This is a genomic window from Staphylococcus sp. IVB6214, assembly GCF_025558585.1.
Lineage (GTDB): Bacteria > Bacillota > Bacilli > Staphylococcales > Staphylococcaceae > Staphylococcus.
The window spans coordinates 131149-152168 of record NZ_CP094723.1 but is presented as its reverse complement, the minus strand read 5'-3'; the positions used below and the strand labels follow the sequence as shown (position 1 = coordinate 152168).

Below are 21020 nucleotides of genomic sequence, written 5' to 3'. Positions count from 1 at the left end.
TATGACATACACAACACATTCAAATATCACACAGACTTGGGACAAAGTATTTCCAAAAAGCGATAAAGTGACCCATTCAAAAGTCACATTTCCAAACCGCTTCGGCATTACACTCGTTGCGGATTTGTACCTTCCTAAAAATACTGGTAACGAACAATTGCCTGCACTTGCAGTAAGTGGCCCATTCGGTGCAGTCAAGGAGCAATCTTCTGGGTTATATGCTCAACAAATGGCCGAGAAAGGATATCTCACGATTGCCTTTGACCCATCTTATACGGGGGAAAGTAGTGGTGCACCACGTTATATGGCTTCACCAGACATCAACACAGAAGACTTTCAAGCTGCCGTTGACTTCCTAAGCAACTATCACCTTGTCGACAAAGAACGCATCGGACTGATTGGCATATGTGGTTGGGGTGGCCTATCATTGAACGCCGCAGCAATTGATACACGTGTCAAAGCAACCGTTGCGACAACAATGTACGATATGAGCCGAGTGAATGCGAAAGGCTACTATGACTCAGAAGATAGCGCTGAGCAACGTTTAGACAAGAAAAAACACCTGAACGCGCAGCGTACACAAGACTTTGCCTCTCAAGATCCCGAACTTGGCGGTGGTGTTGTTGATCCGTTACCGGACGATGCGCCACAGTTCGTGAAAGATTACTACGCTTACTACAAGCAACCACGTGGCTATCACGCACGTTCACTGAACTCAAATAGAGGTTGGTCTATCACAATGCCGCTTTCATTTATTAATACACCTTTATTGCACTATATAGAAGAATTAGAGAGTGCCGTACTACTTATTCACGGTGACGCTGCACACTCTTTCTATTTCAGTGAAGATACTTATAAACGTCTGAAAGGTAACAACAAATCATTCCATAAGATTCCAGGTGCTTCTCATGTTGACTTGTACGATCGTCTCGATATCATTCCATTCGATACGATTGATGAATTCTTCCAAAAACACTTAAAATAAACACACAAAAGCCGTATCGTTCAAGCAACTTCTGCTTGTGATACGGCTTTTACTGAAGCTATTTAAAAAGTTGTGACATCATACAAAACTAAGTTTCATCATGTTATACAAAAACACTTATTTTTATAATATCTCACAGTTCTAGATAAAAAAATATTCTTATATGCGAATAAACAAAGTGACTTCGCGCCTTTTATTAACATATGTTACGATGAATATATAATCATGATTCACTAAAATGGAGTGATAGAAATGGATAATATAATCAGACAGCTAAAAGAAATTGTAGACGCTTCTGAACGGATTGTATTCTTTACAGGAGCTGGCGTCTCTGTCGCAAGTGGCATTCCTGACTTTCGATCAGCAGGTGGTTTGTATGATGCAATTGAACAAAAAGGGGCATCACCGGAGTATTTGTTGAGCCATGATTATTTAAAGGCAGATCCTGTTGGTTTTATGGAATTTTGTCATCAATACTTACTCTTTGCGGACAAAAAACCAAATCCTGTACACGAATGGATGGCACACCTTGAAGCAACAGGACGCTCACTTGGCGTTATTACGCAAAATATCGATGGTTTACACTCAGATGCAGGTAGTCAAAAGGTCGATGAACTGCATGGGACATTGAACCGTTTCTACTGTATACAAGATAATCATTCGTATACAAAGTCTGAAGTTATCAATCAGCATTTACTGCGTTGTCCAGAGTCCAATGGCCCTATTCGTCCGGACATTGTTCTATATGGTGAGATGCTGAACGAACAAACCATTTTCAGTGCATTGAACAAGTTACAAAAAGCTGACACACTCATCGTGTTAGGTTCTTCACTGCTTGTACAGCCAGCTTCTGGTATCATCTCAAACTTTACTGGTCAGAATCTCGTCATCATCAACCGAGATCCAACACCTTTCGATCGCGACGCACAACTCGTCATTCACGATGATATGGTCTCTGTCATCAAACAACTACAAAACTATCAATAAACGCAAAAAACCTCTATCATTAGCGTGATAGAGGCTTTCTTATATTATTTCAATTCAGCTAAATAACTGCGTCCAAATTCTGGTAATTCAACACCGAAGTTATCAGCAATCGTCGCGCCGATTGAACTGAACGTTGTGTCGCCTTCAAGCGCTGCGCCACCTTTAAACTTCGGACTGTAAAACAATACCGGAATATATTCACGTGTATGGTCTGTACCCTCCGCTGTCGGGTCATTACCATGGTCAGCGGTAATGATCAACAAGTCGTCTTCACGCATGTTGTCCATCAGTTCAGGCAAACGTTCGTCGAAATCCTTCAACGCTTGCGCATAGCCTGGCTTGTCTCTACGGTGACCGTAGAGCGCATCAAAGTCTACCAAGTTCAAGAAACTCAAGCCTTTGAAATCCTTCTTCACAACGTTCATCAGCTGATCCATACCGTCCATGTTACTCTTCGTACGAATCGCTTCCGTCACACCTTCACCGTCATAGATGTCATTGATCTTACCAATCGCAATGACATCATGATCGGTATCCTTCAATGTATTCATCACCGTACGACCGAACGGTTTCAACGCATAGTCGTGACGGTTACTCGTACGTGTGAAGTTGCCCGGTTCACCGACATACGGACGGGCAATAATACGTCCAATCAAGTACTTCGGATCTTTCGTTAACTCGCGGACTTTCTCGCAGATATCATACAGTTCTTCGAGCGGGATGATATCTTCGTGTGCCGCGATTTGTAGCACAGGATCCGCAGATGTGTAGACGATCAAGTCGCCTGTCTCCATCTGGTGGGCACCCCACTCATCGATGATTTGTGTGCCTGACGCTGGACGGTTCGCCACGACTTTACGTCCAGTGAGACGTTCAATTTCCGTAACGAGTTCGTCTGGGAAGCCGTTCGGGTACACTTTGAAAGGCTCGTTAATGTTTAAGCCCATGATTTCCCAGTGACCTGTCATCGTATCTTTCCCAACAGATGCTTCACTCATCTTCGTATAGTACGCCGCTGTCTCGTCTACACGACCGATGACGGGTAAGTCATCGATATTACCGAGTCCAAGACGTTCCAAGTTCGGTAGCTTTTGGTCGAAGCCTTCTAATGTATGTTTTAACGTATGTGATCCTTCATCGTTGAATGCCTTCGCATCAGGTGCTTCCCCGATGCCGACTGAGTCCATCACGATCAAATGAACACGTTGAAATGGTGCTGTCATCACAATCACTCCTCGTATGATTTGTCTCTCTTAGTAATCCGTGTCTGCTTCTAATCCTTGCATAATTTGTACGCCTGCACTTGCGCCTACACGTGTTGCGCCTGCTTCTAACATCGCTTGGAAGTCTGCCAAGTTACGCACACCACCTGAGGCTTTCACTTCAAGAGCATCACCGACTGTGTCTTTCATCAACTTCACATCTTCCGGTGTTGCGCCACTGCCTGCGAAACCTGTTGATGTCTTCACGAAGTCTGCGCCTGCTGCTTTAGATAATTCACATGCTTTTACTTTTTCTTCGTCTGTTAATAACACTGTTTCGATAATCACTTTCACTGTTTTATCGCCAGATGCTTCTACCACTGCGGCGATATCTGCTTTTACATCATCGTAACGTCCATCTTTCAATGCGCCGATGTTGATCACCATGTCAATTTCATCTGCACCTTTTGAAATAGCATCTTTCGTTTCACATGCTTTCACTTCAGATGTTGAAGCACCCAATGGGAACCCGATGACTGTACATACGAGTACATCTGAATCTGCTAATTTCTCTGCTGCATATACCACATGTGTTGGGTTGACACATACTGATTTGAAGTGATATTCCTTCGCTTCTTCAATAATTTTATCAATTTGTTGACGTGTTGATTCTGGTTTTAATAATGTGTGATCAATATATTTTTCGTAGTTCATGTTATAACTCCTTTTACGCTTCTGTTTTTGTCCAACGGTTTAAGATAATAAATAATACAAGTCCAACAATACTCATCACGCCTAAGATGGCTAAGATGATACCAAAGTGTGATGTGAGCGCTGTATTACCCGGGAAATTAAGTGCTTTGAGATCGATTAAAGCTGCCGCAATCGCAATACCAACTGATACTGCAACGTTGATGATTAAGTTGTAGAACCCAATCGCTACACCTGTCATGTTCACGTCGATCGTACGAATGGCTTCGTTTAGTAACGGTGCATACATTAACGCAAAGCTACCTGCGAAGAAGATCATTGAGATAACAAAAATTGACACATGTTGTCCAACTGCGAATGCTGGTAAGAATAAGCTCAAGGCAATTAATGCAATCGCCGTAATAATGGCTTGTTTTGAATTTAAGAAGTTCGCAATTTTACCACTCAATGCACCGACAACTACAGCCACTAAGTATCCTGGAATCAGCAATAATGATGTTGTATCTAACTCAAAGTGGTAAATCTGTTCCATAATGAATGGGAACGTGAAAATATAGCCAAGTTGTATCATATACATTACAAATACAATAAATAAGAATGATGCGTAACGTTTGTTTTGGAAGAATTTCTTATCAACCAATGGGTGTTTCGCATTTTTGATATATAGTGCGAAGATCGCGATGACAACCAATGCAGCTGCTAAGTACCACCAGTTAAAGTTCGTGATAAATAACATCACTGTTGTTGCAATTGTAGACACTAAGACTAAACCAATGAAGTCAAGATGCGCTTTGTTCTCTGACTCTTCTTTTGGTAACAGTTTGAATAAGAACGGTAACGTAAACACAACGATCAACGCGATTAAGAACATATTTGTCCAGTGCAGATACGTTGAAATAAAGCCACCTGATAACGTTCCGATAACAAGTGATAATGAATAACTACTTGTACTCAAACCAAGATATGTCTTCTGGTCTTCTTTAGACAAGTACTTCGCTACATAAATAACATATAACGTTTCTGCCGCTGCAAGTCCTGCTGTTTGAATAATACGTCCTGCTAATAACAGTGGGAAGTTGCTTTGGAAAATATAACCAATAATAGAACCAATAATGATTAAAAATACGCCATAAATAAACAATGTACGAATACTGATCGCATCAGACAGTGATGAGTACACCACTGCTCCGATACCAATCACAAGACCTGCAAGAGTTGCTTGCCAGCTTACTGTTGTTACAGAAATATTTAAATCATTGGCAATTGCCACTGAGATTAATTTGAATGAATTATCAATAACTAAACTAAATACGAATAGAAAGAGTAAAATTGGTACAGCTTTTTTAATTTTGTCATATGATGCTGTTGTCATCGTCCCCACTCCTTAAATGAGAGACAGTGCGATTTCAATCATATCCGTAAACGCACGTTCTCTTTCTTCTGGTGTTGTTGCTTTGTTATGAATGATATGGTCACTCACTGTGAACACACCTAACGCTTCAACACCTGCATATGTTGCATTCATGTATAATGCTGCAGATTCCATCTCAACGCCTAAGATACCCATACGTTGCCAACGCTCGTTCGCTGTCTCATCAGCATTGTAGAAAATGTCACTTGATAAGATGTTACCTACGTGATAGTTAACTCCTTTTTCACGCGCTTTGCTTACCGCTCCCTCTAGTAAGTTGTATGATGCAATAGGTGCGTAGTGTCCTGGTAAGTTGTATTGCTTCACATAGTCTGAATCAGTAGATGCCCCTTGTGCAATGATGACATCGTATAAGTCGATATCTTCTTGCATTGCGCCACATGAACCGACACGGATTAACTTCTTACATCCAAATGTGTGAATCAATTCATATGAATAAATACCGATTGACGGAATCCCCATACCTGAACCCATAACAGATACTTTTTGTCCTTTATATGTTCCTGTGTAACCGAACATGTTACGTACACCATTGAACTGTTGTACATCTTCTAAATACGTCTCCGCAATGAACTTCGCACGTAATGGATCACCTGGTAATAAAACTGTCTCTGCAATTTCAACGCCATTCATTGGCTTAATATGTGGTGTAGCTTTCATAAATAACAACCTCCAACTTGTATAGTAATTTGTCTATTTGTCTAACCACTTATATCTTACATCTTGTAGATAGCGCTTTCAAGATGTAATTTGTGACAAATTAACGAACAGCATCAAAATAGTAAAAAAGCCATACAAGGACATATGTTTCAAACATATCTCATCGTATGACTTTCATTTGTTTTCTATTAGACAACTCATCATTATTTTAGACAACTTCACTTTTCTATATGAATTTGTCTATGTCGTTTCTTTCATTCGTGTGACATTAATATCGGCTTGAGTATTTGGCACATACCACTTATTAATCATTACAGGACTCTCGTGTCCATTGTACAATGTCTCTATAATAAGCCAGCAGTGGTCACCACCATCAAACGAATGCGTGTCATGTGCAAAGTGTGGTTTTTGCGTCATTGAAAACTTCAAATCAGATTGCGCCGCATATTGATATACCTGTTGCTCCACAAACTGACGTACTGACAATTCATTCTGTGTTGATACTTCATACAGATCAATCACATTAATGGGGATGAACGTGAAACACATCGCATCTGCTTGTTGCGTTGAATTGCCTTCTCGTACATAATAACGCTCCATCGCCACAACCGCTGAAGGGTGGTCGGGAAACAGATGATTCGTATATTCACTTTCTAAGTCCACACGGTAGTGAATCGCTTCTAACGTCATCTCTTCACGCGCCATTTGTTGGAGCGGATGCGCCAAGTGCGCCATGCTGGACGTACTGTGATCCCGATGTTGTGACACGACAAAATGTCCTTTCCCACGAATACTCTCAACAACACCATCTTCCGTCAATAACTTAATCGCCTGACGCAACGTCATGCGACTCACACCAAAGCGTTCACACAGTACCTTCTCCGTCGGCAATGATTCACCACCTGGAAATTTACCCATTTGTATTTCTTCATAAAGTGTATTATAAATTGTTAAAAATTTTGGCTGTGCTTGCGTCACCAAAATAACCCCCAGTATCTTCATGCTTATATCTTCATCATACACCAATTTCATTCACAACATAATGGCAATATTGAGACAGTCAAAGTCAAGACTTCCCTCTGAGTGACGGAAGTGTGACGGTAGTCTGACCTACAATCTTAATATACACTTTAACAAGGTCCAACCCTCAAAAGGTATATCGAAATTAAAAATTGGGAGCTGTATGATCTCTATATCTCTAAGTTATTGTGGCAATTATGAATGATAAAAGCCGTACAAAAAAGTGTTTTCTCACTTCTGTACGGCTGTTGTTTATGATTTTTTAGGTGGTTTCCCTAATAAAAATATAATAAGTGCACCAACTAATAGTCCGTATACTAAGGAAAAGATAAAGATGTGTTCATGGACAACTGACGATGGCACGATATACCGCATCGTACATTGAACAAGCATCGCAATGATTCCAATTTTTAACATATACATAAATCGTTCCATAGCCTCACCCTTTTTCATTAGTATAACAAAAGGGAGATCGTCATACATTTCTCATAACACGAGAGATTGTAATGTCTTGTAACTTTCTGCACATTATAATATGTACTGTCTCTAATAAGGAGATCTAAACATATTAAGTAGAAACTTAAGCCCTTTAATGACAAAGTATAGATATATCACAACTTCCATAATGAGCAATATGATTGACCCTGGTATATGTAGTGACTCAGGGAGTAGTTCATGTAATCTTGAAGATGTGAGCATCATCATGAATGGCACGAAAGCAAACGTAAACCCTATCAATGGAACACCCAAAATTATAAAAATTATAAAACTCCCAAATAAATCATCTTTATCAAATCTTGAATAGCGCATTCTTTTTCTCCCTTTACTATTAACTAATTTTTTCAATCTTACTGACATGAATAATCCCCCCTTTTTTCAACATGTTGTTATCTTAAACGTATATAAAGTATTCAGTTAGAATTTTATTTTTACTGATTCATAAAAGACATTGTCGTTGTGAAATTTGACAAAGACAAATAATTAAAGATTTTCTATATCAAAGTCACACTTTTCCTTTAAGAAGGAAGACTAAGATTTAAGATATTTAATAAACTTAATCACCAAATATATAAAGACACATGGTACAAGGAATAACAAAATGGTAGGAAGTATGTCAAAAACAAATTTGACAATCGCCATCTGAATAAATCCAAAAACAATTATGAAAAGAATAATTGCAACGAAGCAACCACATCCCGCAAGAATTGCGCCCCCATCACCAGATGATACACTTTCATATTCTTTGTAAATTTTCCCCGTTGGTTTATAACCCATGAATACACTCTCCTTGATTCACTATATACTTTCAAAACAATATCGCATTGATGCGCGTCAATTACGACTTTTAATATATTCAACCAGTCTCTTCACCAAATATGTCACTGCAATTCCTGCAACGATGAACAAAATAATCGGAAGCATCACTATGACAAAAAATTCAAATAAAGTCTTCAAAATTGCAAATAGAACCATACCAGCTATAATGATAGCGCCTATCCAAAATAAACACCCTTCACCATCATTTACTTCTTCATACTCGACTAATATTCTTCCTGTTTCTCTTAATGCCATAATCATGTTCTCCTTAATTGAATTGGTTTTAGGATATCTCTATTCTTCAATACCTTTTTCATCATATTTTGTTACGGTGCCATCTTTACTCACAATATATGAACCTGCTAGATTTCCTGCTTTATTTAGAAATGAAAAGCCCCAGTTACCATCATCCATCTGTTCTGGTTCTCTATATGTGTATTTCTCTGTATCTAGTGCATGCCCTTCGTATTCTTCCACTATGTCAATTACATTCTCACGTGTCACTGTTGTATCTGATGAGCTTGACGTGTCCGTATTTGAGCTGCTTTCTTCTGAATCACTCGTAGTTGACGATTGTGTCGGTTCATCGCTAAATTGTCTTTTGGCTTGTGGTGGCTCTGGACCAAATGCAATCTTACTTGCAAGTTCCTTATAGTCTTGATCACTGTGCTTGTTATATAAATCTTTTATATTGTATACATTGGCTGCATCACTACTTGTCTGATCTAAAAGGTCTTGATATCTTGGCGCATGTTGCGTCGCATATATCATAATTTGATCATTCGAGATTGCAACATAGCCAGTCGACCCGCTCGACTTTTGAGGATATGGTTTATACAGTTTCAAATCACTTGGTGCACCTGGAATTGTCGCTACTGTTTCGGGTGTCAATATGAGTTGAGATACTGGCAAAACTCTGTCTGAAGTTCCCGGTGGACCATATCGTTTCTGTGTATATTGACCACTCATCAATTCATCCTTTGAAATACTCACTTCACCTTGTATGATACCTACTTCGCCAAGAGAAAGTTCATATAATGCGAGGGCAACTTTTTCTTCATCCGTTAACTTTTCAACCGCTTCATCTGCCGATATTTGTTTTTCAGATGATTGATTGGATGATTGATTCTCTTCTTTTTTCGTTTGTTCATTTGATTTATTTTGAACTGTTTCTTTCTTATTGCTCTTGTCTTTTTCTTGATTATCTTGTTCATGATTTCCATTTGAACAAGCTACTAATGCTATCGCTAATACTGTTGTCGTGAAAATGCCTAGTACTTTTTTCATAGCTCTATCACCCTTATCCTTTAAATCTTTATGATTATGTTCAAACTATTATCTCACAAATAAATCTATTATTAAAGTACTATTTCAATGATTTACTATATTAATTTCAAGGAAATCATTTTATAATCTCACTTAAAAAACACTACAATGATATTTTTATTTCTACCATTGTAGTGCTCGTTTATCACATTATATTCAATTTAACGTACATTTTGTGTATTATTCTACTTTGTCAACATATTCATCATCTTTAGAGTCCAAAATAGACTTTTCAACCTTGTCTCCTACTTCAGTCACGATATATCTTCCACGATTACTATAAAGTCCTGCGTATCTCTTTTCATGAACATCAACTGGATCAATAGAACCTATTAATGTTAAATCATGTTCCTTCTCTTCAGAGTCTGAAAAAATATTTGATTTTTTAAATACAAACATTTCTTCCCCTGTCTCATCTTCAGAATCACCTGCAAAACCTGTATACAATACTAATTTCATTTTTTTAAATTCAGGGTCTTCATAGTGCGTTCTCTGAGTTTTAATAAGCGCTTGATTTAATTCATCATATTCCGCATCAGTTTCTTCAATTTCATATTCAACCAAAGGATCACCTGCATCCTTATGTAGTTCATGTAATTCATCTTCTGTGCTTTCCATTTGATCTTTTATAGAACTTATCACTTCTCGCTTCTGGGTATTAAACGCCTTTTTGTCAGCTTCTAATGCTTTATCTTCAATTTTTCTATCTTTCATTTTTGCAAAATCACCTAACGCATACTCACCTTCATACACATTATATAACTTTGTTTCACCTTTTTTAGAGACAATCACAAATTCTACTGGTGCATCTCCTTTAGATTCTTTCGGGTCATACGTTGTAATGTAACTAATGTGTTCTTTACCACTATTAAAAACTTCTCCCATTTTCAATTCTTTTGAGTTTGTTTCATTTGAACATCCGGTTAATAGAAACATTGCAGTAATTCCACCAAGCAAAATTTTTTTCATGTGCTTATCTCTCCATTTCATATAATGATTCGACTAAATCTTATGTTGCTTATATTCTCTCATATAAAATTAAATAACTAAAGTACTAATTTAATATTTCATATATAAAAGTGCGGAACTTTTTTTGTTAAGAATGTTACACTTGCTTTGTAGATTTAACGATAAAACAAAAGGAGGACATGTTGATGCCTTCATATATCACCATTCTCATCATTATATGTATTCTGGCACTTCAATATTTTATGGCAAGTCGTAGATCAATCATATGGGGAGCTATCCTTCCAGTACTATACGTCATAGCAATGATCTATTTATATGTGATACACCACTTTCCTAGTTTCCTATCATTCTTCCTATTCTTAATTTTAGGTGAAATTTTTCTCATTCAAGAATGGCTTCATGGTCGTAAAAATATCAAAAAATAATACAAAAAGTGTGAGCAAGATATCGCCGTATCTCGTTCACACTTTTCGTTTTTGTTATTAAAATTTTATTTACTCTTCAATGCCTTTTTCATCATATTTTGTTACGGTGCCATCTTCACTCACAATATATGATCCCGCTAGATTCCCTGACTTATCAAGGAATGAGAATCCCCAACTACCATCGTCCAATTGTTCAGGTTCTTTATAAGTGTATGTGTCTTTATCTAATTGATGGCCTTCATATTCTTCTACTAAATCAATGACATTTGCACGTGTCACTGTTGTACTTGATGAACTTGATTCGTTTTCGTCTGAATCACTCGAGTCTGATGAAGAAGTCGATGATCCTTGATCTACTGCTGGTGCAGGGCCAACTACAATTTTACTTGCTAACCCCTTATAGTCCTGATTACTGTGTTTACTATATAAATCTTTGACATCAAATACCATCGTATATTCCTGATTCATAACGTAGTCATATGTTACTGGTGATTGCGTCGCAAAAACTATTACTTGATCGTTAGTTACCACAATAAATGGGACAGCATTAATTCTTACTGGAGATACCCCATAAACCTTGAAATCGCTTGGTGCACCTGGAAGAATTGTCTGAGTATTTTTCGGTGTTAATGTAAGTTGTTCTACGGATCTCATCTCAAGTGACATGTGAGTCATAGGTTGGTACTTATATTCACCACTTGCCAATTCATCAGCAGTAATGATTGTTGGATCTACACTCGTTTCATAAAGAACCAACGCAACTTTTTCTTCGTCTGTTAAGTTTTGGATTGCTTCTTCTTCAGATTGGCTTTTCTGAGCCGATTTGTTTGTATTACCATCAGTTTGACTATTTTTGTCACTATGATTGTCATTTGACTGACTTTGACTTGCTTGATTTTCATTACGTTTCCCTGAATGATTCTCTTGTTTATCTTGTCCATTGTCCCCATTTGAACATGCAGCCAACGTTGCAACTAAGGCAGTTGTAGTTAAAATACCCAATATCTTATTCACAGTCATATCACCCTTATTTTTATATTGATTACAACTATATTATCTCATAGGCTTTTTAGACATTAAAGGTCTATATCCTTTGATGACTTATATATAGAATGTTAGTTACACAAAAACGCCATATTCCCTAATAAGAGAATATATGGCGTAACATTAAAATTTTATTCATTTACGATAATATCACCGGGCTGGCACTCTAAATAATTACAAATAGCTTCCAATGTACTGAAGCACACAGCCTTAGCCTTCCCTGTCTTTAAAATTGATAAGTTTGCGATCGTAACATCCACCGCTTGTGACAATTCGGTCAGTGACACATTGCGTTCTTTTAACACTTCATCTAGTTTAATTTTGATCATCACTGCACCTCTAAATCGTTAAATCATGTTCTTCTTTAATATCTAAAGATTTTTTGTACAAGGAAATCCCCTTTAAACACCTTAGTTAGCTTTATCGAAAAACAATAATTTTTATTGATAAACAGTAAAAGTTAGGTTGTAAGTAATGACTCAATAAAGCGATCGCTTAATTCATAAACGGCAGGATTTCTTTTTAATTGTACAAGTTGACCTTCATATTTTTGAATAACATCATTAATTTTATTTCTAGAAAACTCTGTAACGTTTTCAATCTGTTTCAATGGAATACGCGAATAATGACTTCCGAATATTTTGTCTTGTAATAATATAAATAGAACGCCATATTCATATTTGTCTGATGTCATATTTTCTAATGCGTTACTTAACTTTTCTAATAACATGTTATTGTGTTCGAAGCGTTCTAGGACTTGTTGTTGTCCTTCAATCAGTAAATCTAACATTTCTTCGATAAAGGTTGTTAACTCTCCTTTATTATAAAAGTGAGAGGTGTTTTCAAATGCCTTGTTATATTTTGATTTATTGCGATTGACTGTGTATGAAAAAGTGAGGGCTGTGAATGGATCGAGTGTATCGTGCAAGAGTTTAGCTAAGATATATCTTCCAACACGACCATTTCCGTCATAAAATGGATGAATATATTCAAAGATAAAGTGACTTGCCATCATCTTAAATAGTCGAGGTGCCTCATCATATTTAATAAATGTAAGCATCCCTTGTAAGTACTCAATGATTTCTTGTTCACTCGCCACATTTCTATGTACCCATCTATCTCTAGATCCATCATGTACACCAACAGGGGTTGTCCTAAACATAACACCATCTGGCATATCTTTCTCTTTGATCTCAGTTGACACTAATTTGTCAAAGAGCCGTCTAATATCTGAAACCACATTTATTTCTCCATCACCATCGTTCATCATCATGTATTGGCTAACCAACCCATCAAATCGTTTATGGCTGGATTTAACCTTATTAATTGATGCCGCAATTTCTTGTTTTGTACTTCTGATATTCTCAGTTTCGTTCGTACTTTGTAATTCGTTAATTAATAAATGTTTCATGTATGCATGATTCGCTACGCCTGGTAATAATGCAGATAAAGTCTTAATTTTTTCAGTATTCAATAGTACAGTTTCTAAATGAGAAGTCAGCTTCTTTGTCATAGTAAAGAACAGTGGATATGATATCGAAGTTTTTTGCTTCTCATCCTGAATTGGATGAATTTCTAAATCTATTAAATAAGTTGAAAAGCTATTAATTCTCGACTTATATTCTTGTTCTACTCCCTCTAACCCATACATATGAAAAATCGTTTTTAATGATTTATAAGACATGACAATCACCCTTATATTTATCATATTTAAAGAATATGATGTTTATGTTTACAAATAGTATATATGTATTTCTCATCATACGGAAGTTTTTTGTAAGTCATTTAAAAATATTGTATAGCCACTATCTATAAACTGATCTATGCAAGAAAAAGTTACGTGTAAGTTAAACAACGATTTCTCATCCCCATCTCTTTTCTCCCTTTCACGACACGTGACACTATTTAGTGCTATACTTATGGCAGACATTTATATCTACCTGCCGAACGTCTAAACAGTAAGAACATATTAAAGGGGTACGCACAATGAAACACATGCAACACTTAGCCTTTACTGCCAATGAACAGATGGTGTTGAAGGCAATCTTTAATCATAAACCCATTTCGATGACGGAAATTGCACGGCTGACGGAGACGAATAAGGCGACGATATCAGGTGTCGTCAATGGTTTAAAGACACAAGGCGTCGTTCGAGAAGCAGGACAAGGTGAGAGTACGAAAAAGGGCGGGAGAAAGACCATTTTGCTGGAGATTAATCCAGATTTTGGCTATACCGTATCGCTAGATTTCACGTACGACTCTGTGGATATGATGATCAATGCGTTTAGTGGCAAGATGATGGATTATCATTCATATCCCCTACCAGAGAAGACGATGGCACATGCCTTGTCGATTGTAGAGACAGCACTCAATCCACACGACCAACGCGACACGCAACATGGCTTGCTCGGGATTGCGGTGTCTATTCACGGGATTGTAAACCAAGACCAATCGATTCGTACGCTGCCATTCCTTGAACTAGGTAATATCTCAGTCACTGACCGATTGGAACAATATGCTGAAGTGCCTGTACTTGTTGAAAATGAAGCAAACTTGGCTGCGCTCTATGAACATGCACTACGCAATCATACGTGTACGGGAAGTTTGGCAACGCTCAGCATTCACAAAGGGATTGGAGCGGGTCTCATATTGAACAATCAACTGTATCGTGGTGCCGATGGTAGTGCAGGGGAAATTGGACAGTCACTTGTACGTGTCTCAGGAACGCACTATGACAAAATTGAAAATATTTGTTCTCAAGATGCGTTGATATCACATCTTTCCGACCGTCTAGATGAGTTACTAACGCTTGAAACGATCGCAACCTATTACAAAGATCAACATCCGATTGTTTGTGAAGAAGTCGAAAAGTTTATTGAACGTATTACTGTACTGATTCATAATTTTTCAATTCAACTGAACCCAGCACATATTTTCATCAATTGCCCTATTATGAACGAAATTCCAAACATCTTAATTCAAATTCAAGACAAGCTTCACGCTTATTCTCAGGATGCAACGATGATTCGCCTCACTTCCAATGTCCAATATGCAACGTTCTTTGGTGGTACATTGGGGATTACACAACGTATTCTCGACATCGACAACATCAAACTTGATTTTTCATCATAAAACAATCCAAAGTTTGGGTTGTTTTTTTATTTACGAAAACGTTTACAAAATTTTAAAAAGGTGCTATATTCTAGTTAGTTAATTTATTAAACAAACTAACATGTAGGAGGTTTTCTCTATGACATATTTCAATATAGACAAAGTAACTTATGAAGGACCCACTTCAACAAACCCATTTAGCTTCAAATATTACAATGCGGATGAAAAGATTGGCGACAAAACGATGAAGGAACATCTTAGATTCAGTGTTGCTTACTGGCATACATTCACTGCTGACTTATCAGACCCATTCGGTACAGGTACTGCACAACGTGACTGGGACAACTTAGACGAAATGGATAAAGCGAAAGCACGTGTAGAAGCTATTTTTGAATTTATGGACAAAACTGGTATTGAATACTTCTGTTTCCACGATGTCGATATCGCACCTGAAGGCAAAACATTAGCTGAAACAAATGCCAACTTAGACGTCATCACAGACTTAATCAAAGAAAAAATGGACGCTACTGGTAAGAAGTTATTATGGAATACAGCGAATAACTTCACACATGAACGCTTTGTTCACGGTGCAGCCACTTCATCACATGCTGATGTTTTCGCATATACTGCCGCAAAAGTTAAAAAATCATTAGAAATTGCGAAAAAGTTAGATGCGGAAAACTTTGTATTCTGGGGCGGTCGTGAAGGTTACGAAAGCTTACTCAACACAGACATGAAGTTAGAGTTGGATAACTTAGCACGTTTCTTCAAAATGGCAAAAGCTTACGCAGATGAGATTGGCTTTACAGGTCAGTTCTTAATCGAACCAAAACCAAAAGAGCCAACTTCACATCAATATGATACTGACGTTGCGACAGCACATGCGTTCTTACAAAAATACGGCTTGGAGGATGTCTTCAAATTCAATATTGAAGCGAACCACGCAACACTTGCAGGACATACTTTCCAACACGAATTACGCTATGCACGTGACAACGGCATGTTAGGTTCAGTCGATGCCAACCAAGGTCATCCATTGCTCGGTTGGGATACAGATGAATTCCCATCAGATGTTTATGAAACAACACTTGCGATGTATGAAATCTTGAAAAACGGCGGTTTGACTCCGGGTGGTCTTAACTTCGATGCCAAACCAAGACGTACATCATTCGCACAAGAAGACTTAGTCTTAACACACATTGTTGGTATGGATGCCTTTGCACTTGGCTTACGTGTGGCACATAAAATGATTGAAGATCGTTTCTTTGAAGACATTGTCGACAATAAATACGCATCATACAAAGATGGCTTAGGGGCTAAAATTGTGAATGATACAACATCATTTGCAGAGTTAGAAGCACATGCATTAGAACTTGGCGATATCAAGTTAGAATCTGATCGCTTAGAAGTCATCAAGTCACGCATTAATCAATATATTTTAACGATTAACAACGAAGGATGATCCATATGAACTATGTTATTGGCATGGACATCGGTACGAGCGGCTTGAAAAGTCTCAAAGTCAATATGGAAGGAGACGTTGTAGATCAATACAGCGTCTCTTATCATACAGACCACCCACATTCTGGATATAGTGAAATGGATCCAGAAGTATGGTATCAAGCCACGATCGAGAGTCTCTCATACTTTTTCAAACAGGACGATGCACAGCATATCGTTGGGATTAGCTTTTCCGGACAAATGCATGGTCTTGTAACGATTGATGATCAAGGCAACGTGATTCGCCCTGCTATTTTATGGAACGATACACGTACAGCAGATGAAGTTCACACGTTACTAGATACAGTTGGGTTAGAGACGTTCTTAAAGGAAACCCAAAACACGGTCTTAGAAGGCTTCACTTTACCAAAGTTGATGTGGGTACGTCGTCATGAACCAGATCATTACAATCGTATTCATAAGATCATGTTACCGAAAGACTATATCGCCTACCGTCTCACAGGCAACGTCTTCAGTGAATCGTCTGATGCATCAGGAACGTCACTGTTTAATGTCAAAGAAGGCGTATGGTCAACACCTTTATTACAACAATTAGACATTCGTGCTGATATTTTACCGGATATCATTCCGTCACATGGTAAAAATGGTTCGTTGACGGACGCTATCAAGCAACAACTTGGCATTTCACATGATGTTGCCATTTATCAAGGCGGTGCTGACAACGCATGCGGTGCGCTCGGTTCTGGTATTACAGACGACAAAACACAAATGGTCAGCATTGGCACATCTGGTGTCGCACTATCTATCCAGAACGATCCAAAGTTTGAAAATGACGGCAGTGTACACTACTTTAATCACTGTGTGCCTAATCAGAACTACATGATGGGTGTGACACTGTCGGCAGGCTACAGCTTGGGCTGGCTCAAAAAACTTTTACGCCCTGATGAAGACTTTGAAGCATTTCTGAAAGGTCTTACAGAAACGAAAGCGGGCGCGAACGGTTTATTGTTCACACCGTATCTTTTAGGTGAACGTACACCTTACAACGACACGACGATACGTAGTAGCTTCATGGGTCTTGATGCGACAACAACAGATAACGACTTAAAACGTGCCGTCATTGAAGGCATCACCTTCTCGATTCATGAAAGTGTCAACATCATTCGTCAGAGCGGCACACCGATTACACAAATTGTCTCAATCGGTGGCGGTGCGAAAAACGCAGATTGGCGTCAAATTCAAGCGGATATCTTTAACGCACAGATTATTACGCTGACACAAGAACAAGGCCCTGCTTACGGTGCCGCTATCCTTGCAGCGATGGGCGCAGGTTGGTTTGACGACTTCCAAGACATTCGTGAACAATGGATCAGTTACCGAGACACCGTTCAACCGAACACAGAACAGCACCAGATTTATCAAAAACTGTTCCCAATCTATCAGTCAGTTTATCAACAAACACAAGCCATTTCTCAACAATTACTGTCATTCAAATAAACGAGGGGATGCATTCAATGAGAAACTATGATAATAAAAAGTTCATTTTCACCATTGCCTTAATTGCCACGCTCGGCGGTTTATTATTCGGTTATGATACAGCCGTAATCTCAGGTGCCGAGCAATCATTACAAAAATACATTACAGCTGACTATAACGACCTCATTCATGGCCTTACCGTTTCCAGTGCCTTAATCGGATGTGTCATCGGTGGGATCCTGTCATCGTCACTTTCTAGCCGATTAGGTCGTAAACGTACATTGCAAGTTGCAGCGATTCTTTTCGTCATTTCAGCATTACTGTCAGGCTACCCAGAATTTCTATTCTTCACACCTGGCGAACCGACACTTGCGTTATTGATTATGTTCAATATTTATCGTGTCATTGGCGGAATTGGTGTCGGACTGGCATCTGCGATTTCACCGGTATATATCAGTGAAATCTCACCTTCCAGCATTCGTGGACGCCTCGTATCATTCAACCAATTCGCGATTATCTTCGGGATGCTTGTGGTATACTTCGTCAACTACGGCATTATTTATGGCGAAACAGCACAGTGGATTCAAACAATTGGATGGCGTTATATGTTCGCCACAGAAGCCATTCCAGCTGCTGTCTTCTTCTTCCTGTTGTTCTTCGTGCCAGAAACACCACGTTACTTAACGTTGATCAACAAAGAACAAGAAGCATTATCTGTACTGAACAAAATCTATACATCCGCAAACCATGCACAAAAAGTCTTTAACGACATCGTATCAACAAAAAATAAAGAAACAGACATCAAAGCGCCACTTTTCAGCTTTGGTAAAACGGTAGTGATTGTTGGAATTTTCCTATCAATTTTTCAACAATTCATTGGTATTAACGTCGCATTGTATTACGCACCGCGTATCTTTGAACAACTCGGTGCCGGTGGTAATGCAGCTATGGTTCAAACCGTTGTGATGGGCTTAGTCAACGTTATCTTTACCGTTGTCGCTATCTTGTATGTTGATAAATTTGGACGTAAACCATTACTTATCATCGGTTCAACAGGTATGGCTATCGGTATGATCGGTATGAGTGTTCTTACAGCCAACGGAACATTCGGTATCATCACACTATTATTCATGGTCATCTACACAGCGTCATTCATGATGAGTTGGGGTCCGATTACATGGGTATTACTCTCTGAAATCTTCCCGAACCGTATTCGTAGTGGTGCCATGGCCATTGCCGTTGCAGCACAATGGCTTGCCAACTTCACAATCACATCAACATATCCATCTATGATGGCATTCAGCGGTACATTCACATACGGATTCTACGCATTGATGTGTATCTTATCTGGCCTCTTCATCTGGAAATTCATTCCAGAAACAAAAGGCAAAACACTCGAAGAACTCGAAAACGTATGGCAAAAATAACAACAATCCCCCAGCGATACACCGTGAAGTGTTCGTTGGGGGATGTTTATTTGGAAGCTCTTTTCGATACACTTGTCGTACTAAAAATATCAGCATTAAAAGACCGTGTATGATTGTTAATCCTTTGAAAACGGGTGAGCTGAATGAAATAAAGGCATAGTTAAGACTGCTCTTTTTGATTAATATCATCTAAGTATGACTTTTTGAACTGTTTATTAGCTGTTTGAAATTTAATCACTTTCTGTGTTTGAAGCGCTACTGTAAAGACTACTATCAACCCTAAAACAATTATTTTTAAAATATCGTTAGGGATATGATCATAGAAAATAGTATAAATGACTAGTAATAATGGCAATACGACATTAAGAATAGAAACAATCCAACCATTTAATTTAAACCAAGGTCTGATGAGATGCTTTCTTTCTAGCATTTGAATGTCAAGCGCAGTACCATCTTGATTGTACAACAATTTGTCTCGGCGCACATAAAGCTTTTCAATTGCTTTGTAGTCACATCCTTCAATCTTTAATTTTCTATTAAAATAATCTTTATTTGCCACTTCAATTCTATCTTTACGCAATTCACTATATCCCTTTAAAACAAGAGCGTATTCTTGATTTTGTTCGCACTTATAAATATAGAACTTATTAATCAATAAATAGTAAATTTGTACATGTGTCATATAAATATAAATAAGACCAAATATAATTATATATGCTATAAACTCAATTATTGATTGAACATTATCACTACTTTTCATTATTACTGTACTAATTGTAAAAACTGAGATTATAGCGGGTATTAATATAATAAATAGACTAACCAAGCTTGCTAATATCATTCTGATTATAAGATCTTTGTCACTAGTATGGAACTTAGTAAAATAATACAAAAACACACCCACTAAGATAGGCGCACCAATCACTCTAGCTAATGGTTCTATATATTCCAAAATCTCATTAAGCATCACTATCACCCTACCTTACAGTAAATATTCACTTATTACACTTTAGTTCTTCTAAACTATAATAACCATCATAATTATTAATCCAGCTTTCTATTTACTCGCCAATACACCACAATAAAAAGAACTAAAAAGACAATAACCTGAGAAATAGTAGATCTGATAAACACCGTATCATTCTTCATAATTAATAATACGATATCAATAATAAGTGGTACAACTGCGACTATTAATGCATAACGACAGACTTTTACAAATAGTTCTGTATAAAGCTTTTGTGCACGTTCCCAATTCTTTTGACTCTTCATCTCCTTCTTAGAGCGAAATCCAGAAAAATAGTTCATATGTATTGGGGGGCACCCACGAATAGACGTGTGATCATTAAACTAATGAAACTACATATGAGTAAAGTCATTGGTAAACTCCTTTGTATCGTTAACATAATGTAGTAAAAAGTCGATATCAGTAGTAATATAAATATAGAAAGTTTCATAGTATAACGT

At 37.9% G+C, this 21020-nt stretch carries 21 protein-coding genes; 6 read left to right on the top strand and 15 right to left on the bottom strand.

All coding sequences use genetic code 11. The features are described 5' to 3' along the window. The first annotated feature begins 1 nt into the window (after position 1). Positions 2-985, top strand: a complete 984-nt coding sequence (locus tag MUA51_RS00745) for an alpha/beta hydrolase (protein ID WP_262560015.1) — start codon at positions 2-4, stop codon at positions 983-985. A gap of 252 nt (positions 986-1237) precedes the next feature. After that, the gene (locus MUA51_RS00740; protein ID WP_262560014.1) at positions 1238-1972 is read left to right on the top strand and encodes an NAD-dependent protein deacylase; all 735 of its coding nucleotides are present in this window, start codon (positions 1238-1240) and stop codon (positions 1970-1972) included. A 44-nt stretch (positions 1973-2016) separates the two neighbouring features. Here the strand turns inward: MUA51_RS00740 and deoB are convergent, their stop codons facing one another. The 13 genes from deoB to MUA51_RS00675 all read right to left on the bottom strand — a co-directional run bounded on the left by deoB (position 2017) and on the right by MUA51_RS00675 (position 13762). Beyond that, complete coding sequence (gene deoB, locus MUA51_RS00735; protein ID WP_262560013.1) at positions 2017-3195, bottom strand: phosphopentomutase; 1179 nt, start codon at positions 3193-3195, stop codon at positions 2017-2019. 30 nt (positions 3196-3225) lie between these two features. Continuing rightward, positions 3226-3888 (bottom strand): deoxyribose-phosphate aldolase, encoded by a 663-nt coding sequence (gene deoC / locus MUA51_RS00730; protein WP_262560012.1) that lies wholly within the window; start codon positions 3886-3888, stop codon positions 3226-3228. Between the two features lie 13 nt (positions 3889-3901). After that, on the bottom strand, positions 3902-5257 hold the full coding sequence (locus MUA51_RS00725; protein WP_095115041.1) for an MFS transporter: 1356 nt from the start codon (positions 5255-5257) through the stop codon (positions 3902-3904). 12 nt (positions 5258-5269) lie between these two features. Beyond that, positions 5270-5977: a purine-nucleoside phosphorylase gene (gene deoD, locus MUA51_RS00720; RefSeq protein ID WP_262560011.1), complete on the bottom strand. Its 708-nt coding sequence runs from the start codon at positions 5975-5977 to the stop codon at positions 5270-5272. A 240-nt stretch (positions 5978-6217) separates the two neighbouring features. After that, positions 6218-6955, bottom strand: coding sequence for a GntR family transcriptional regulator (locus MUA51_RS00715; protein ID WP_262560010.1), 738 nt, complete (start codon positions 6953-6955; stop codon positions 6218-6220). Between the two features lie 294 nt (positions 6956-7249). Then, positions 7250-7432: a hypothetical protein gene (locus tag MUA51_RS00710; protein ID WP_262560009.1), complete on the bottom strand. Its 183-nt coding sequence runs from the start codon at positions 7430-7432 to the stop codon at positions 7250-7252. Between the two features lie 594 nt (positions 7433-8026). Then, on the bottom strand, positions 8027-8272 hold the full coding sequence (locus tag MUA51_RS00705) for a hypothetical protein (RefSeq protein ID WP_262560008.1): 246 nt from the start codon (positions 8270-8272) through the stop codon (positions 8027-8029). Between the two features lie 57 nt (positions 8273-8329). Next, on the bottom strand, positions 8330-8569 hold the full coding sequence (locus MUA51_RS00700) for a hypothetical protein (RefSeq protein WP_262560007.1): 240 nt from the start codon (positions 8567-8569) through the stop codon (positions 8330-8332). A gap of 39 nt (positions 8570-8608) precedes the next feature. Then, positions 8609-9601: a hypothetical protein gene (locus MUA51_RS00695; protein ID WP_262560006.1), complete on the bottom strand. Its 993-nt coding sequence runs from the start codon at positions 9599-9601 to the stop codon at positions 8609-8611. Between the two features lie 219 nt (positions 9602-9820). Beyond that, positions 9821-10609: a membrane lipoprotein lipid attachment site-containing protein gene (locus tag MUA51_RS00690; RefSeq protein ID WP_262560005.1), complete on the bottom strand. Its 789-nt coding sequence runs from the start codon at positions 10607-10609 to the stop codon at positions 9821-9823. Between the two features lie 494 nt (positions 10610-11103). Further along, positions 11104-12048: a hypothetical protein gene (locus MUA51_RS00685; RefSeq protein WP_262560004.1), complete on the bottom strand. Its 945-nt coding sequence runs from the start codon at positions 12046-12048 to the stop codon at positions 11104-11106. A gap of 161 nt (positions 12049-12209) precedes the next feature. Further along, positions 12210-12407, bottom strand: coding sequence for a helix-turn-helix domain-containing protein (locus MUA51_RS00680; RefSeq protein WP_481906508.1), 198 nt, complete (start codon positions 12405-12407; stop codon positions 12210-12212). A gap of 131 nt (positions 12408-12538) precedes the next feature. Then, entirely contained in the window at positions 12539-13762 is a 1224-nt protein-coding gene (locus MUA51_RS00675; RefSeq protein ID WP_262560002.1) for a Fic family protein, read from the bottom strand. A gap of 302 nt (positions 13763-14064) precedes the next feature. Here MUA51_RS00675 and MUA51_RS00670 point away from each other — a divergent pair, with 302 nt between their 5' ends. The 4 genes from MUA51_RS00670 (at position 14065) to xylE (ending at position 19553) form a co-directional block, all read left to right on the top strand. Continuing rightward, positions 14065-15210: an ROK family transcriptional regulator gene (locus tag MUA51_RS00670; RefSeq protein ID WP_262560001.1), complete on the top strand. Its 1146-nt coding sequence runs from the start codon at positions 14065-14067 to the stop codon at positions 15208-15210. A 118-nt stretch (positions 15211-15328) separates the two neighbouring features. Further along, positions 15329-16651, top strand: a complete 1323-nt coding sequence (gene xylA / locus MUA51_RS00665) for a xylose isomerase (protein WP_262560000.1) — start codon at positions 15329-15331, stop codon at positions 16649-16651. 5 nt (positions 16652-16656) lie between these two features. After that, positions 16657-18147, top strand: coding sequence for a xylulokinase (gene xylB, locus MUA51_RS00660; protein ID WP_262559999.1), 1491 nt, complete (start codon positions 16657-16659; stop codon positions 18145-18147). A gap of 17 nt (positions 18148-18164) precedes the next feature. Next, on the top strand, positions 18165-19553 hold the full coding sequence (gene xylE / locus MUA51_RS00655) for a D-xylose transporter XylE (RefSeq protein ID WP_262559998.1): 1389 nt from the start codon (positions 18165-18167) through the stop codon (positions 19551-19553). Positions 19554-19713: 160 nt separating this feature from the next. Here xylE and MUA51_RS00650 read toward each other — a convergent pair whose 3' ends face one another. Next, positions 19714-20520 (bottom strand): hypothetical protein, encoded by an 807-nt coding sequence (locus MUA51_RS00650; RefSeq protein WP_262559997.1) that lies wholly within the window; start codon positions 20518-20520, stop codon positions 19714-19716. A 77-nt stretch (positions 20521-20597) separates the two neighbouring features. Further along, on the bottom strand, positions 20598-20861 hold the full coding sequence (locus MUA51_RS10835) for an SdpI family protein (protein ID WP_481906507.1): 264 nt from the start codon (positions 20859-20861) through the stop codon (positions 20598-20600). Positions 20862-21020: the final 159 nt, after the last annotated feature.